This window comes from Lactiplantibacillus mudanjiangensis (genome assembly GCF_005405385.1).
Classification (GTDB): Bacteria; Bacillota; Bacilli; order Lactobacillales; family Lactobacillaceae; genus Lactiplantibacillus; species Lactiplantibacillus mudanjiangensis.
Genome location: NZ_BJDY01000007.1, coordinates 52,583 through 68,466 on the forward strand (window position 1 = coordinate 52,583; position 15,884 = coordinate 68,466).

The following is a 15,884-nucleotide window of genomic DNA, read 5'->3' on the forward strand; positions in this document are numbered from 1 at the left end:
TTCGCTTTCACCTCTTTAAGTAGCTCTAGCATACCAAATTACAGTCACAAACGCGCAGTTAAAGAATTAAAAAGCCAGATTTTGAAACTTTTTCCTAACAAAATCTGCTATACTGGCCGTACTTTATTAACGGAGGCTCACATTCATGCAACTCACTTTAACCAAGATGACGTTTCAATATCACACTTACTGGCTCGGTTCAACGCCACAAGGGTTAGCGTTTATCGGTGGTCAAGACGCCCCAGCTGACGAATGGCAACGCTGGTTTAAAACGGCCATTATTGATCCAACGGCTAACCAGACTGCCAAAGCGGCTTTAACTGACTACTTGGCTGGCCGATCAACAACCTTCTCACTGCCGCTCGATCAAACTTACGGCACCCCGTTTCAACAAACGGTCTGGCATGTGCTCACAACCATTCCTTATGGACAAACGCGCACATACGCCGATATTGCCAACCAATTAAATCGTCCCACTGCGGTTCGTGCGGTAGCCACTGCTATTGGCCGCAATCCACTGCTAATTATCGTTCCTTGCCATCGCATTATCCGTAAAGATGGCGGTTTAGGTGGGTATCGTGGCGGGCTTGCCATGAAGCAAGCTTTATTAAGTCTCGAACAAACGTCCCAAAAATAATTGCAATCCCTAGATAACTCTGCCATGATTAACCTATTCTATTATTTCATTAGGGGGCGACATCATGCTTACGGTAGCACACATTACCAAAACTTTTGGGACAGTCCAAGCATTGCAAGACGTCTCATTCGATGTGCACGACGGGGAAATTATGGGCTTAATCGGCCAAAATGGTGCTGGTAAATCAACGACCTTTCACAGTATCTTGAATTTTTTAACCTTTGACGGTCAAATCACGTGGAACGGCCAACCATTAGGTGCTGATGACTACAATCAAATCGGTTATTTACCTGAAGAACGTAGCTTAATGCCAAAGTTAACCATTACACAACAAATCGTTTACTTAGCACGACTAAAAAATCAATCGGCAAAAGTAATCAAACCAAAAATTGCCGACTGGATGACCCGGTTCGCAGTTAAAGGTCAACCAACAGATAAAATTAATAAGTTATCTAAAGGGAACCAACAAAAAGTGCAGCTCATCTGTACACTGATCCACGAACCACAACTAATTATTTTGGACGAGCCTTTTAGTGGCCTTGATCCTGTCAACGCTGATTTATTAAAGCAAGCCATTGTCGCGGCCAAAAACCGTGGTGCTGCCATTATTTTTTCAAGTCACGACATGACTAACGTTGAAGAAATTTGTGACACCCTGGTGATGTTACGTAATGGTCAAGTGGTGTTGCACGGCACGGTTGATGACGTTCGTAATCAGTTCGGCCGGACGCGGTTATTTTTAACCACTGATTGGTCAGCTGAACAATTGGCTGCTTTGGCTGGTGTTAAAGACGTGACAGCGATTGGTCCCAACCATTATCGGTTACAACTAACCGACGCTGAAGCGGGACCAGCGATTTTCGATGCTGTTACACAAGGCCACTACATTCAAGAATTCAGTCAACAGCCTCCAACCTTAGATGAAATTTTCCGAACAGAAGTGGAGGGTGTCACTCATGAATAAAACCTGGATTGTGACCAGTGAAACGTACTTACGGCAAACGAAGTCTTGGAGCTTTTTAATGCTCATTTTAATGCCGTTTCTGTTCATTGGTTTAACCTTCGGGATTTCTTACGTCGCCACACCAAGCCAAGACAAGAGTGATATTGCGGTCATTAGTACCGATCATAGTCTTCGGCAAAGTTTCTTGGACAACAGCGATGTGGCAACGACGACCAAATATAAAAGCGTCAAGGCAGCTCAGCAAGCCACGACTAAAAGTGATATCAATGGTTATCTCGTTCTAAAAGTCGTGAATCATCAACAAGTACAGGCTGTTTTTCACGGTCCCAATGAAATTAGTAGTGGCGATCAAGCCAAGATTCAACGCTTCTTGAGTACCGTGCAAACCCAAATGAATGTGCACGATGCCAAGTTAACTACATCGCAAACCAAGGCCCTAGCGCGGCAACCGCAATTCAAACAGCAATTGCAACAAAAGACCGCTTCAAACAAAGCGGCTAAACGGATTTCGTTCTATATTTTGGTATTCTTCGTCTATTTGATTTTAACAACATATTCATCAATCACAGCTCAAGAAATCGCAGCCGAAAAAGGCACCAAAATTATGGAAGTTATCTTCTCCAGTACAACACCGCGGAAATACTTTAACGGCAAGGTCTACGGCGTCTTATTGATGATTGTCACCCAACTTCTCGTTTACCTCTTAGGTGGTGCCTTAGTCGTGCAACTGGCGCAACATAGCCGTGCGACCCAACAACTATGGCAACAAAATGCTAGCGTCATCGGCAAAGTGTTGCACAATTTGTTGTCGATCAACTTGATTTTTGCCCTAGCCGCGGTTTTATTGTACACAGTCGTTTCAGCTTTTTGTGGCGCCTTAGTGACCCGGGTGGAAGATGCTGGCAAAGCGTCACAGCCAGTTATCTACATGAACCTCCTCACCTTTGTCATGGCAATGGCCTTTCAAGGTAGTCCGACAAGTGGCATTGTCAAAGTCTTCTCATATATTCCATTTTTCTCGTCTTACTTGATGCCGTTTCGGTTAATCAACAATACCGCGACCACCTCCGCTGCTTTGATTTCGCTAGCGATCTTGTTAGCAACAGTCATTGGCAGTATGTGGTATATCGGCAAAATCTACGGTGGCCTCATGCTACAAACCGACGAACTCGGTTTCTGGGGCAACTTGAAACGTGGACTCAGTTTGAAATAACCATCTAACAAAAAATTTCCTGTGATATACCTAGCTAACAACTAGCTATATCACAGGGAATTTTTATTATTTCTAAAGATTGAAAATTATTTTTTAGCAATAATCGTTGATTCACCACCTGCCGTTCGCCCACATTGAGCCGGAACGCTGTGGGCGGACTCACTCTCGGCTATGATAACGATTACTAAATCAAATTGTGTTCACAAACTAACCGGAGTCAACCAGTGATGGCATCGGCCGTGAAAACATCGTTAATCCGGGTGTTTTTCCCGGGTTTACGATGTGGACGACTTTTAAGACTAACGATTTGGGCTAGGCTTAAAAGCGAGGTGGAAGCCCGCTCTTTGGCTGGAGCCGGTCCCACAGCCGGCAGAATCACTGGCTGACGGAGACGGCAATTACATCCTCATCCTTAAGCTTGTTTCGTCGGATAAATCGTAAATTCATTAACGTTGACGTCTTCGGGTTGATCAACGGCAAAGTTAACTACATTGGCTACGGCCGCTGGACTAATCCCGACCTGTTGATAGAAAGCATCCATCCCTTGTTTGGTCAGCTCATCGGTAATTGTGTGTAACAATTCCGTGTTGATCGCTGCTGGATACAAGCTAGCCGTCCGAATGTTAGTCCCTTCTTGGGCACTTTCCATCCGAATAACTTCCATTAAGTTACGAACCGCAAACTTGGTGGCACCATAGACCCCGGCACCAGCGAAGCTCTTAATCCCAGCAACTGAAGATGTGGTAATGATCTGACCATGTTTTTGAGCCGTGAAGATTGGCATAACCGCCGCTACCCCATGCAAGACACCTTTCAAGTTAATGTCGATCATCGCATCCCACTCATCAGTGTGCAATGCGCTGATTGGTGACGATGGCATGATCCCAGCATTATTAAAGATCACATCTAAACCACCGAATGTCGTTTGCGCGAATTTCACCAAGTTATCCACATCGGCTTGTTTTGTCACATCGGTCACTTGATATGCGGCCTCACCACCAGCAGCTTCAATATCTTTAACGATCGCTGCCAAACGTTCCGTCCGGCGTGCGCCTAAAACAACCTTAGCACCATTCTTAGCTAACAATTTTGCAGACGCTTCACCAATTCCAGATGAAGCACCAGTAATCACAATTACTTTATTTTTAACTGTCATTTATAATCCTCCAGTTTAATCTTCGTCGCCAAAAACTTCTTTGGCTAAACCCATCGCTGACCAAGCCTTGGCCCAACCAGCATAGAATGCCAAATGAGTGATAATTTCCACGACTTCGTCTTTGGTTAAGCCATTTTGTTTACCCATTTGTAAGTGAGCCTTGAGTTGTGGAAAACTACCGCTCGTCATCAAACTCGCAATCGTAATCATACTGCGATCATGTAAGCTGAGTTCACTTTCTCGTGACCAAACTTCACCAAATAGGACATCATCATTTAACGCTGCAAACTTGGGCGCAAAATCACCTAAGTTATCCCGACCAGCCGTTTGTTTCTTTGCCATGTTTATTTCCTCCTAGCCTAACTTTGCGTATGCGTCATCATCAACGGGTTCCAGCCATTCGCTAGTCCCTTTAGTAATCGCCACATGGCTAAACCAACTATCCCTAGTGGCCCCATGCCAATGTTTGACACCTTCATGAATCGTCACACTGTCGCCCGCATGTAATAATTGAGCCGGCTTGCCAGCTTCTTGGTACCAACCTTCACCACTAGTGACTAACAAGATTTGAAAGCCATCATGGTGAATGTGCCAATTGTTTCGACAACCCGGTTCAAAGGTCACATTGGACACATTAACATCGATTTCATCACCAGGTTCTGATAAACCTTGCAAGTAACTTTGACCGATAAAGTATTGTTGGTAAGCCACGTTCTTTTCACCTAAACCAAAAATGCCACTGTTAGTTTCATTTGTCATAATTAATAATCTCCTCTGTTTTGATGATGAATTCATCATATAACTTCAAGTGTACTTTAAGTCAACACTAAAGTTTAAACTTGTTAAAATAAGTTTTCGTGGTAAGATCATTGTTAAAGTAACTTGAAGAAAGGAACTATAGCCATGCCAACAGCAACAACGAAACAATACACGATTGGCGACTTTGCCAGAGCGGTTGGGCTAACTGCCCCAACCTTGCGCTACTATGAAGATGAAGGCTTAATCGAGCCGCACCGTCATCGCAATGGTCGCCGTTATTATGAAGAAGCCGATATTAACTGGGTCAAATTTCTCCTGCACTTAAAAGGAACTGGCATGAGTATCAGCGAACTTAAACAATATGTGACTTGGCGCGCCCAAGGTGATATCACAATTCCGCAACGACTCGCGTTACTCCAACAAGTGAAACAAGACTTTTTGGTTCAATACGCCGAAGTCCAACGTCATCTTCAAATTCTCAATGATAAGATCAACTGGTACGAAGAAAAAGAAGCCGGCGTGACCGATGCCGATGAAAGCTTTGCTGCTTATTTGGATCGTTTGGGGCATCAGGAGTAAAGCCATGAAAAAAGTAACGACCAAATCAAGTGAATTAGATTTAGCTCTAGAAGATGTCAAGCAAAGCCAATGACTAATGATTAAGTTAAAAGAGCGACCGCAAAATCAAAAAATGATTTTGCGGTCGCTCTTTAATTAGTCGAAATTCGACCTTAATTTTGCCTATTTCAATAATTCCGTAAACATCTGTTCATAAATAGTAATGAATCGTTGATACATGTCTAAGTCCACGTATTCGTTAACTTGATGGGCCGTAATATTCCCAGGGCCAAAGACGATAACTTCCATGTTGTCGTTTTTAACAATGTAAGAAGAAGCATCGGTACCACCAGGTGCGCCAAAGTATGGTAAGTGTTGATCTAACACTTTTTCGCCGACTTTTTTAGCCAATTGCACGAGTGGCGCATCTTCTGGTGTATGCACTGGGAAGAATCTGTCTTGAACATCTAAGCTCAATTCAGCGCCATCGGCATTGCATTCATCAATAATCGTTTGTAATCCTGCAATAATGCGATCATTCCGCAATTCGGGAATGGTCCGAATCTTAACGGATAATTCTGCACTGGCAGGGACCGTATTGATTTGTTCGCCACCCTTAATCAAGGTCACAACTGGAACCGTTGGCCCTAAAACCGGATTAACGACCGTCTTATAGCTTTCAAAGTAAGCCGCTTGACGTTGATAGTATGTCATCAACGCATCGATGGCATTTTTTCCGATCGTTGGCATCGAACTATGCGCCGCCACCCCTTTGGAATGAACGGTATAGGTCAATGAGCCTTTATGTGCCAATTCAATAAAATGTTGTTCCGTCGTTGGATTAGCCGCAGCCATTTTAGCAGCTGTTTCCGCATCAACGCCCAACATGGCTTGAATTTGTGGTTGACCCAATAATCGTTTATCGGCACCACTTGGTTCACCAGCAATTAACGTTTGAATATCATCGGCATAGCCTAATTCAGTCAATTGTTCGGCACCCAAATGTCCATCTTCTTCACCAACTGTCGCTAGTAAACGGAACGTCCCATGCAATGGCACGTTTTGTTCTTTCAAATGAATCATGGCGAAAACACCAGCCATCAACCCAGCCTTCATATCCGTCACGCCGCGACCGAATAACCGGTTATCTTTAATCGCCGCACTCAATGAACTACCAGCCCATTTACTTTCATCACCTAAAGCAACGGTATCAGCATGGCCGTCAAACGCCACAACTGGCCCATTACCGTCACCAATTTCGGCGACTAAATTCACGCGGCCGGGTGCGTATTCAATTAATTTGGCCTCAATACCATGTTCGTTTAATAATTTTGCTAAATAATCTGCGACCAATTTTTCGTGGTCATTGACCGTATTCATCTTAACGATATCGCTTAATGCTTGAACTGCTGCTTCCATTTCTTCACCCCATCAATTTCGCTTGTGCTAACCTATTCAGCACAATTTAATCCTACCTTGATTACAGCACTTTTAACCGTCAAGTGCAAGCGCTCACGCCTAATCAACCGATTTCAACGCATCTAACATATTCACGCGCTTAAGCTTACGGTGCATCATTATCATAACAACCAAACTAAAGGCCACGGTAAGTAGCGCCGAATAAACATAACTCATCGGGTGAATGCCTGGTGAAAACATCAATGCGTTGGTTTCGGCCGTTTGTAGAATATAAGCATGCAACCAATTACCTAGGAAACATCCGAAGATGATTCCCAAACCGGTTAAAATCAGGTTTTCTCGGAAAATATACATCGTAACTTCACCATCATAAAAGCCCAATACTTTAATCGTGGATAATTCTCGAATTCGTTCTGAAACATTGATGTTGGTTAAGTTATACAACACAACCAACGCCAAAGCCCCCGCAGAAACCACAAAAATTAGGACGACCAAATTCATACTATCAAACATCTTAAAATTGGTTTTCTTTTCGGTACTCATGAGCGTCACGTTCAAAATTCCCGCTTGCTTCAATAGCGTATTGGCATAGGCATTTTCTTTTTTCTCATTGGTTGTTTTAAACTGAACCAAATTAGCATTATAAACTGGCTTAGCGCCGAAAACGTGTTGATAATAAGTTGGACTCAAATAGACAAAGTGATTCACATAATTTTCCGCAATCGCGGCAATTTTTACTTTTTTAGTTGTCTGTCCAGCCAGCTTGATCGGTAATTGATCGCCAACTTTAACGTCATAAAGTTTAGCTAACTTCTCATCAATGATGGCGCCTTGATTACTGAGATGGTACACCCGGTGTGTTTGGCGATTTCGTAGCACGACAAAACGATTCAATTGGGCCGTCGCCTTTGGCACACCTAAGGTTGCGGTTTGTTCAGCCACTCCATTTTGCTTAATGGTAACCTGTTTAGATTTCAACAATAAGCTGTTTTGATAAAGCTTCGGCCGACTGATTGTCCGCTTTTGGGCGGCCGTTTCTTGGCCGTTGCGAGTCACAATCGCATCATAGTGCCACAACTCATTGAATTGCTTACTGCTAATATCACCAATCGAATCTTTCAACCCAAAACCAGTAATCATCATCGCCATACAGCCGGCAATTCCAAGCACGGTCATCAATAGACGTTGCTTGTAACGGAACAAATTGCGCAATGTGATCTTATGATTAAAACTTAATCGCCGCCATAGCCCACGCCAACGTTCTAGCAATAACGTTTGACCCGCTTTTGGGGCTTTAGGTTGTAGTAATTGTGCTGGCAAACTGCGTAAATCGACCCGTAACACGACCAATGCCGTGCCCAACGTACAAACTAATGCAATCACCAAGGCAACCATAATATCCGGCCATAAATACTGGACTGAAATAGCGGGCAAGTTATACATACTGCCATAGGCTTGCGCAATAAATTGTGGAAAGAAATTCACCCCAAAGCCAACGCCAAGCCCAGTCCCGACTAAAGCGGCTAATCCACCATAAATCATGAACTCACTACCAACCGCCGCATTACTGTAACCAAGTGCCTTTAATGTTCCCATTTGAAGTCGTAATTCTTCCACCATCCGAGTCATCGTTGTTAAACAGATTAACGCTGCAATCGCAATAAAGAATAGCGGGAAGACTGTGGATAACGCCACTACCCGTTGTGTATTTTCATGATATTCGGTATAACCCGGGTTATCACTGCGATCGGTATATAAATAAGTTGGCTTCTCAATCGCATTGACTTGAGCAGTTGCCGCTTTTAATTGCGCCGTCAATTTCACCAACGCTGGCGTGGTCGCTGGGACTTGGGCTTTCAACGCAGCAACTTGTTGCGCCAATGGTTTTAGTTTGGCTCGTGCCTGTCGTTGCAACTGCTGTTGCCGCTTTTTAGCTTGTGGTTTTAACCACCGTTTAAGTTTGGCAGTATTTTGCTTGTTCAAACGTTTATAAGCCGCTGAATACGGCGTCACCTTAGCAAGATTCTTAAATTGAACATCGATCCGCGTCGCCACGTTCAACCGTAATGTCTTTGGTTGAACAAAGGCTAAATAATCTAAGGTCCCTTTGCCAACTGTCGTCACCCCACGGCTGACATTTTCCACATAACGTGGTGAATTCACAAAGCCAACAACTTTAAACGTGCGCCGCTTGAATTTCTGATTCAAGGTTTTGCCGCTGACAATCCGGTACGTCGACCCTAGCTTCAAACTTGGCTGCAGTCGTTTAGCTTGCTGATCCAAAACGATTTCATTAGCCCGCTTAGGTAAGCGACCGCTAACCACCGTTAACTGATCCAGTGATTGTTTAGTTGGTAACTCGCTGACACGCACCACGCGATTATTATTCAGCTGATTGACATCCAAATACTTAACGGCCTGATAGGTCAAAACATCTTGATGTTTGTCTAGGACTTTCGTATCTGCCTTCGTCAAGCCCATCGTCGACTGCACACTATTGGTCGCCAACTTTTGCTTGGCAAAATAAGTGTCCGCGGCCTGTAACATATCGGGGCCCGTTGCGCGAATGCCCGTATAAAAGGCAACCCCTAAAAAGATAATCAACAGAATCGAAAAGAAACGCGCTTTAGAGCGCCAAATTTCACGTAAAATAGCTTTAAAATAAGCTTTTGTCATCTTAGCCACCTACCATTCAATCTCGGTAAGCGGTGTCGGATGATCGTTGTATTCAACTGATTGGACTTGTGCATCATTAATCCGAATCACTTGATCACCCATCTGCGCAATCGCGCTATTATGCGTCACAATGATGACGGTCGTTTGCGTTTGCTTAGCGGCATCTTGAATGACTTGAAGCACTTGTTTACCCGTTCGATAATCCAAGGCACCAGTTGGTTCATCACACAATAACAATTTAGGATTTTTCGCCACGGCCCGCGCAATTGCGACCCGTTGTTGTTCCCCACCAGATAATTGTGCGGGAAAATTAGCCGCTCGATCAGTTAACCCAACTAAGGCCAACGTTTCATCAACATCACGGGCGTCTTTTGTGATCTGTGACGCCAATTCAACATTTTCACGCGCGGTTAAATTCGGCACCAAATTGTAAAACTGGAACACAAAACCGACATCTTGCCGGCGATAAGTCGTCAGCTGTTTGGCTGAGTATTGGGCAATATCAGCCCCATCGATCAAAATTTGTCCACTAGTTGGCGAGTCCATTCCACCTAAAATGTTTAACAACGTTGATTTACCAGCCCCACTTGGACCTAAAATAGTGACCACTGATCCTTGTGCCACTTCAAACGACAAGTCACGATTAGCGACTGTCGTTTGACTACCGTTTTTGAAGGTCCGTGTCTCCTTAACCACTTCAATGTATGCCATCCCATTACCCTCCGTTTTTTCTAACTATCCTTAGTTTAGCAGTTAATCAGCCGCAATTGGTCGAAAATTTATAACCAATTAATTTAGTATTAAAAAACGCTTGGGCTTTCACCCAAACGTTCATTGTTTCGATTAAGCTTCGCCTTGATCAGCAAAGTACGCTTCTTTTTGACGTTGCCATAGAATATGATCCGCTTCCGTAATAGGCCGCAAAACTTTACATGGATTGCCAACAGCGACAACATTATCTGGAATGTCTTTGGTCACCACTGAACCCGATCCAATCACAACGTTGTTTCCAATCGTGACACCTGGATTAACAACCACGTTGCCACCTAGCCAGACATCATTGCCAATCGTAATCGGCTTGGCATATTCCAACTGTTCATTACGAATCACCGCATCAATTGGGTGACCAGCGGTATACAACCCAACCCGTGGTCCCATGAAGACATTATCACCAATCTTAATTTCGGCACAATCCACAAAGATCGCATCATAGTTGGCATAAAAGTTCTTCCCAATAGTGGTGTTACTGCCATAGTCAATATGGAATGGGGGTTCGATATAATGGTTATCCCCAACTTGCTTAAAGAGTTGTTTTAAAATTTCTGAACGAAAATCATTATCGATTTCGGTCGTTTGATTAAAGATGCGGGTTAACCGCCGACCGTGGCGCATCGCTTGTGCGAGTTCGCGATCATCGGCGATATATAACTCACCTGCGAGCATCCGTTCCTTTTGTGTTTTCATTAATTGGTTCCTCCGACTCGTAAAAAAATCATCACTGATCCAGTTAACCACACTGTGTTAGCGATTTCAACCCATTTTAAGCTTAATTTTAAAATTGGACCGCTCCAGTACACCGAATGGTTTTACTTAAAAATTCACTAATCCCATTAAGAATTCCTCAAACTATCACAACGATCCGCCATAATAGTAGGCAACACTAATCAGGGGAGTTTAACTATTGTGAAATCACTTAAAAGTATCTTGAGTTGGGTCCTGCCGATTGTTATTGGTTTGGGATTAGCCCTACTCATTCGCCAATTCTGGTTTACTATGGTGCGGGTTGATGGGTCATCGATGCAGCACTTTAGAAAACAATGAACGCGTCATCGCCTTTAAAACTGGCAAACTTAGAGCTGGAGCGGTCGTCGTTTTTGATGCGTACGACGTCAATCCAGATCAGGCGAAAAAAGATGACGTCTACGTCAAACGGATTATCGGGATGCCTGGCGATACCGTGAAGTACACGAAATCCGGACAACTTTACATCAACGGTAAACGGATTAAGCAATCCTATTTAAAGAATACCAAGCAACGAACGACTGGGTCATACATGGCTAATAGTCACAGCCAATTTACTGGCTGGACGTTAACTAGCCTCGCTCACGATCAGGGCTGGAAAGTTAAACCAACTAATGGCAAAGTGCCAAAAGGTTATTACTTTGTCTTGGGTGATCATCGCAGTGTTTCCAGCGACAGTCGCTACTGGGGATTTGTTCCTAAGAGCAAGATGATTGGGGTGGTTAAAGCCTTTCCATGGCAAAATCGTCATCAATACGTCAATAATTACCAGCCATAATAATAGTCATTAAACGTTTGGGCACACGCCCGAGCGTTTTTTTATTCGAGCCTGTTTATTAAAGATCCACTAAAAGCCGTAACTTTTAAGTGATTTACACCCCTCATTGACGTACATTCGTATATAATAAGAACTATACACACAAGTTAAGGGAGTCAAAAAATTGGAAAAATTCAAAAGTATCATGAGTTGGGTGCTACCAATCGTGATTGGACTGGCGTTAGCGTTAATCATTCGTCAATTCTGGTTTACGATGGTCCGCGTTGATGGGACCTCAATGCAGCCTAACCTACAAAATAACGAACGGGTAATGGCGCTTAAAGCAGTCAAACCTAAGGCTGGTTCAGTAGTTGTCTTCTATGCTCATGGGGTTGATCCTGATCAAACGGAAAAAAATGCCGTCTATGTTAAACGTGTGATTGGGATGCCTGGAGATACCGTGAAGTACACCAAAGGTAAACTTTACGTCAATGGTAAATTGATTAAGCAAAGCTATTTAAAGAACAACTATCAACAAACGACGGGATCTTACTTACCAAGTAATTATTCCGGCTGGACATTAGATAGTTTGAACAAACTTCAAGGTTGGAAAGTCAAACCTGCCAAAGGCAATAAAGTCCCTAAAGGCTACTACTTTGTTTTAGGGGATCATCGCAGTGTTTCTAACGATGGCCGCTATTGGGGCTTCGTACCTAAGAGCAAGATGATTGGGGTTGTCAAAGCTTGGTCATGGCAAAATCGTCATCAATATATCAATAGTTATCAACCATAAACACAACTTAAGCGGTGCCCAATTCAAGGGTACCCGCTTTTTTTATCCACAAAAAACACCTAGATTAAGTTGATCACTCACCTTAATCTAGGTGCTCGCTTATCCACAGTGGATAACTTTATGAACGATTCAGTTTTTGCACAACCCAATGATTTAGCCATCGACCTGGACGACTCTGATCAACGCCAAGCAAAGCCACAACTAAAATCATAAATTGCCAACCTTGATGACCATGCACAATCGCCATTAAGCCGATCGCAACCACAATCATGATGGGGACCAGGACACGACTCACGCGTCTTTGTTGCTTAATGTTGATCACCCGCTTGCCGATCACGCCACCAGAAAATCACACAAAAAATCGGACTCAATGGCACAAAGAACAGCGCCACGACAATGTTCTTAAAGAAATTAATTACATCATCCATCATGCTATCTTTTTGTTCCACTTGCGGTGTTAACACAGATGGTGTAGGTTTCGGCTTGGTTCGTTTCGCCGCCACTGACCAAGTATGACCGGAATCTTGAATGATCTGCTCATCATCTGGCCGTGGCTCACTTGGCGCCTCTTTTGACTTGGTGTGCCATACTTTAAAAATCCGATACCAGCGGTAATGAACGATCGGAAATAGCACTAACGCACAAATCAGACTATAGATGACCAATGGATTAAATTCGAGCACAATCCGATTGACTTCTTGGCGCGCTGTCCCAAACATGATGATAAAGACCGCTAGCGCCCCCCAAAACCAACTACTTATTAAGTTTTTTGCTTGCCACATACGGAGCCCCTTTCATCAAATGATCCACAACCTAATCTAACGAGCAGCGCGCTTGGTCGCATGTCGTTGGAACCCATTGCCCCAACAAACATACAGACTAATCACTGCAATAATGGCCAAGAAATAATCTATTAACGTTAAATTAGCCGCGTTTTGAATGACTAATACAGCTAACGCAACCGTCCACAAAATCGGGACGATGCCGCCAACCCAGAAATAATGACTGGCCGTAAATAACCATTCTTCTAGTCCCAATAAAACTACTGTAATCACACCTAAGGTTAATAAGCCCATCAGTTAACCTCCTGTTGATAACTTATTTTTGTTTTAATTGCTTCAACATATCCACAAAGCGACCAATTAAACCACTCTGGACATCATCATCACTATAGAAAATGATCATTTTTGATTTTTGTGCCGCCGTTAGATTAGCTTGTGACCCGAAATAAACGAGATAAACATCCGCGTCATCGGTATCTAAACTGGCACCGTAGTCAGCATCTAAGGTAAAGGTGTAATCATCACCTAATTGATCACTGATCGCCGTCATAAACTTTTCAACATCTTCAGTTGCCACGGTTGTTTGACCGGCAACCACACTGGTTACTACAGATACTTGCATAATTAATGAGCTCCTATTACTAAATTTATTGTTACTGCTATTATCCCATGTTTTAGCCCTAACGCAACCATCACTAAACTAGGGCCAACAGTCGCTAGCCCTAGTTATCCACAATCACTGCACTTGTGCACTAAAGTAAGTTTGTAAGAATGGCCGTGTTCGTTTTAATACCTCAGCCTGTGTATAACTTTTACGACCATCACCCCAAATTGAGATTGCTGACCCGATATTTCGGCTGCTGGTCGCTAAGTCTTTGTGGTTTGTCACGTCCCAAACGTTTGACTGCCAGTTATTCACTAAATCCTTTTTCCAATAAGCCACATTTGCGGCTTTAAACGTGGCCGCTTTCGTCATCACATATAAATAATAACTATTCGCATTAATCGTTTGCATACCAGCCGCATTGAGTTCAGGTAACGTTGCCCGAATCTTGCGATGCTGCGCAATCACTTTGGGATTACTCGTTTGTCCATCGTAGCTCCAATACATCACTAAGATGTTATGATCCAGCTTTGGTAAATCAGCTTTCAACAGGCCATCATTCCACATGGCGGTTTTCAGGCCTTTTTTAATCAAGTAACGATTCAAATAGTTCGTATAACTGACCACTCGTGGCTGACTTGCAGTGATGGCTGCACTGTATTCATCACCACCAATGGCAATATGTTGGCCTGAGTATTGCAATCCCACATACTCACTTAAGAGTGATTTAACAAATTTTTTTGTTTCGGTGCTTTTCAGATTCAATTCCGACTTTTCCACAGCGACTTGTTTTGCCAATTTACGATTGGCTTTACTTGAACTTTTCAACAGCTTTATCAACGCTGTACTGTGACCCGGGGTATCAATTTCAGGAATCACTTCGATTTTGCGTTGGTGTCCATATACGATCAACGATCGCAATTGTTTTTTACTCAAAAAAGCTAATTTAGTTTGACGATTATAATACGTTGACCCAACTTTTTTCGCTTTTTTCACCGTTTGGCCTAATTTAGCACTTTCAACGCCAAAACGTGTATCATCGGTTAAATGCAGTTGCACAAAACTGCCGCCACCTGCTTGTACTTGATCGATCAACTTTTTGATCGACTTCACTGAATAGTACTGCCGCGCGTTATCTAGAATTAATCCTTTAACTTTGGGCGTGGTTGCCGCTTGGACACCAGCAATATCAACGCTTAAACCCAAGCCTAACCATAGCACACCTACTAATAACCACTGGACTAGTTTCCGCATCACAAATCCCCTCGCAATCTGCTTTAGATGTCAATTGTCCACCAGTTGCCGGCACGTGCCAAGTAACCTGTTTCCTAATTTGTGCGAAGCGTGCGTTGACCATCAACTTGATCGACAATGGTAATCGTGCTGGCCGCCAATCGCTGTGGTGTTGCTACTTGACCGGTGATATCGTAAATCAACGTTTGTAGTGCCGACGCATCAATCACGACTAGTGCTTGCCCTTGATCAGGAGTTGCAGCAGTCACTTGTGCCAAGCCGGCCGTATATCGTTGCCAAAATTCATCACCATTTTCTGCTAAGCTAGCACTATCGTGATCATGCAATAAGCCTTGTAATTCCGCTGGCGTTTGATCAATTTCAAACGCCGTTACTGTTGGATAACCTAGTTTAGTCGCGAATCCTGACCATACAGCCGCTTGTTCTTGGCCTTCAAAGCCACCAAAAAAAGGCGCCCGCAGCGCTGGCTTCAATTGCAGTTCTGGTGCTGCCGCTTGCTGGCTTAAAATGGCCCGACCAGTTTGCGCCCCACGACTCGTATCGCTAGCAAAGGCGGTATCAAATTTAACCGTGCTCAATTGTTGACCAACGGCTTGGCTAGCCGCCAAACCATCCGGCGTTAACGGTGTCCCACTCCAACCTTGAAACCGATCTAATTGATCAAAGTAAGTCGCACCTGTGACGACCAGATATAATGTGATAGCTTTCATGATTTCAGACCCTCTTTTAACTGCGATTCATCCCAAGAACCACATTTATTTTGTTGTTCAACTATAGCATAAAAGCGGGTC

Annotated in this window: 18 protein-coding genes and 1 pseudogene; 6 read left to right on the plus strand and 13 right to left on the minus strand. The window is 43.6% G+C overall.

All coding sequences use genetic code 11. From position 1 onward, the window contains the following. Nucleotides 1–145: 145 nt before the first annotated feature. The 3 genes from FFM84_RS13655 to FFM84_RS13665 all read left to right on the plus strand — a co-directional run bounded on the left by FFM84_RS13655 (nt 146) and on the right by FFM84_RS13665 (nt 2,814). Nucleotides 146–637 carry a methylated-DNA--[protein]-cysteine S-methyltransferase gene (locus FFM84_RS13655; RefSeq protein WP_130845834.1) on the plus strand — a complete coding sequence of 164 codons (492 nt, stop codon included), beginning with the start codon at nt 146–148 and terminating at the stop codon, nt 635–637. Nucleotides 638–701: 64 nt separating this feature from the next. Then, nucleotides 702–1,601, plus strand: a complete 900-nt coding sequence (locus FFM84_RS13660; protein WP_130845835.1) for an ABC transporter ATP-binding protein — start codon at nt 702–704, stop codon at nt 1,599–1,601. Further along, nucleotides 1,594–2,814 carry an ABC transporter permease gene (locus tag FFM84_RS13665; protein WP_130845836.1) on the plus strand — a complete coding sequence of 407 codons (1,221 nt, stop codon included), beginning with the start codon at nt 1,594–1,596 and terminating at the stop codon, nt 2,812–2,814. Before FFM84_RS13660 ends, FFM84_RS13665 begins: the two co-directional genes overlap by 8 nt. Nucleotides 2,815–3,226: 412 nt before the next feature. On the opposite strand, the gene FFM84_RS13670 is transcribed toward FFM84_RS13665, so the two are convergent. From FFM84_RS13670 to FFM84_RS13680, 3 genes are read right to left on the minus strand one after another with little or no spacing between them, the layout of a single operon-like run. Beyond that, on the minus strand, nt 3,227–3,970 hold the full coding sequence (locus FFM84_RS13670) for an SDR family oxidoreductase (RefSeq protein WP_130845837.1): 744 nt from the start codon (nt 3,968–3,970) through the stop codon (nt 3,227–3,229). A gap of 15 nt (nt 3,971–3,985) precedes the next feature. Continuing rightward, nucleotides 3,986–4,312 carry a carboxymuconolactone decarboxylase family protein gene (locus FFM84_RS13675; protein WP_130845838.1) on the minus strand — a complete coding sequence of 109 codons (327 nt, stop codon included), beginning with the start codon at nt 4,310–4,312 and terminating at the stop codon, nt 3,986–3,988. A 12-nt stretch (nt 4,313–4,324) separates the two neighbouring features. Then, complete coding sequence (locus FFM84_RS13680) at nt 4,325–4,729, minus strand: cupin domain-containing protein (RefSeq protein WP_130845839.1); 405 nt, start codon at nt 4,727–4,729, stop codon at nt 4,325–4,327. Nucleotides 4,730–4,873: 144 nt separating this feature from the next. On the opposite strand from FFM84_RS13680, the gene FFM84_RS13685 reads away from it, so the two are divergent. Next, nucleotides 4,874–5,308 carry a MerR family transcriptional regulator gene (locus FFM84_RS13685; protein WP_130845840.1) on the plus strand — a complete coding sequence of 145 codons (435 nt, stop codon included), beginning with the start codon at nt 4,874–4,876 and terminating at the stop codon, nt 5,306–5,308. 162 nt (nt 5,309–5,470) lie between these two features. Here FFM84_RS13685 and FFM84_RS13690 read toward each other — a convergent pair whose 3' ends face one another. The 4 genes from FFM84_RS13690 to FFM84_RS13705 all read right to left on the minus strand — a co-directional run bounded on the left by FFM84_RS13690 (nt 5,471) and on the right by FFM84_RS13705 (nt 10,846). After that, entirely contained in the window at nt 5,471–6,706 is a 1,236-nt protein-coding gene (locus tag FFM84_RS13690; protein ID WP_130845841.1) for an ArgE/DapE family deacylase, read from the minus strand. Between the two features lie 99 nt (nt 6,707–6,805). Beyond that, nucleotides 6,806–9,382, minus strand: coding sequence for an ABC transporter permease (locus FFM84_RS13695; RefSeq protein WP_130845842.1), 2,577 nt, complete (start codon nt 9,380–9,382; stop codon nt 6,806–6,808). Nucleotides 9,383–9,391: 9 nt separating this feature from the next. Then, nucleotides 9,392–10,093, minus strand: a complete 702-nt coding sequence (locus FFM84_RS13700; RefSeq protein WP_130845843.1) for an ABC transporter ATP-binding protein — start codon at nt 10,091–10,093, stop codon at nt 9,392–9,394. A gap of 132 nt (nt 10,094–10,225) precedes the next feature. After that, complete coding sequence (locus FFM84_RS13705; RefSeq protein ID WP_130845844.1) at nt 10,226–10,846, minus strand: sugar O-acetyltransferase; 621 nt, start codon at nt 10,844–10,846, stop codon at nt 10,226–10,228. A gap of 219 nt (nt 10,847–11,065) precedes the next feature. Here FFM84_RS13705 and lepB (FFM84_RS13710) point away from each other — a divergent pair. Beyond that, nucleotides 11,066–11,681 (plus strand): annotated as a pseudogene (lepB, locus tag FFM84_RS13710) (signal peptidase I). A 163-nt stretch (nt 11,682–11,844) separates the two neighbouring features. Then, nucleotides 11,845–12,453 (plus strand): signal peptidase I, encoded by a 609-nt coding sequence (lepB, locus tag FFM84_RS13715; RefSeq protein WP_130845845.1) that lies wholly within the window; start codon nt 11,845–11,847, stop codon nt 12,451–12,453. 118 nt (nt 12,454–12,571) lie between these two features. On the opposite strand, the gene FFM84_RS16190 is transcribed toward lepB (FFM84_RS13715), so the two are convergent. From FFM84_RS16190 to FFM84_RS13740, 6 genes are all read right to left on the minus strand, one after another. After that, the gene (locus tag FFM84_RS16190; protein ID WP_165450328.1) at nt 12,572–12,748 is read right to left on the minus strand and encodes a hypothetical protein; all 177 of its coding nucleotides are present in this window, start codon (nt 12,746–12,748) and stop codon (nt 12,572–12,574) included. 13 nt (nt 12,749–12,761) lie between these two features. Further along, complete coding sequence (locus FFM84_RS13720; RefSeq protein WP_130845847.1) at nt 12,762–13,235, minus strand: hypothetical protein; 474 nt, start codon at nt 13,233–13,235, stop codon at nt 12,762–12,764. Between the two features lie 36 nt (nt 13,236–13,271). Continuing rightward, a complete protein-coding gene (locus tag FFM84_RS13725) occupies nt 13,272–13,529 on the minus strand; it encodes a hypothetical protein (RefSeq protein WP_130845848.1) in 258 nt (85 codons plus the stop codon). A 22-nt stretch (nt 13,530–13,551) separates the two neighbouring features. Beyond that, nucleotides 13,552–13,857 carry a hypothetical protein gene (locus FFM84_RS13730; protein WP_130845849.1) on the minus strand — a complete coding sequence of 102 codons (306 nt, stop codon included), beginning with the start codon at nt 13,855–13,857 and terminating at the stop codon, nt 13,552–13,554. Between the two features lie 114 nt (nt 13,858–13,971). Then, complete coding sequence (locus tag FFM84_RS13735; RefSeq protein ID WP_130845850.1) at nt 13,972–15,093, minus strand: family 20 glycosylhydrolase; 1,122 nt, start codon at nt 15,091–15,093, stop codon at nt 13,972–13,974. A gap of 74 nt (nt 15,094–15,167) precedes the next feature. Next, on the minus strand, nt 15,168–15,803 hold the full coding sequence (locus tag FFM84_RS13740; protein ID WP_130845851.1) for a histidine phosphatase family protein: 636 nt from the start codon (nt 15,801–15,803) through the stop codon (nt 15,168–15,170). Between the last annotated feature and the right edge of the window lie 81 nt (nt 15,804–15,884).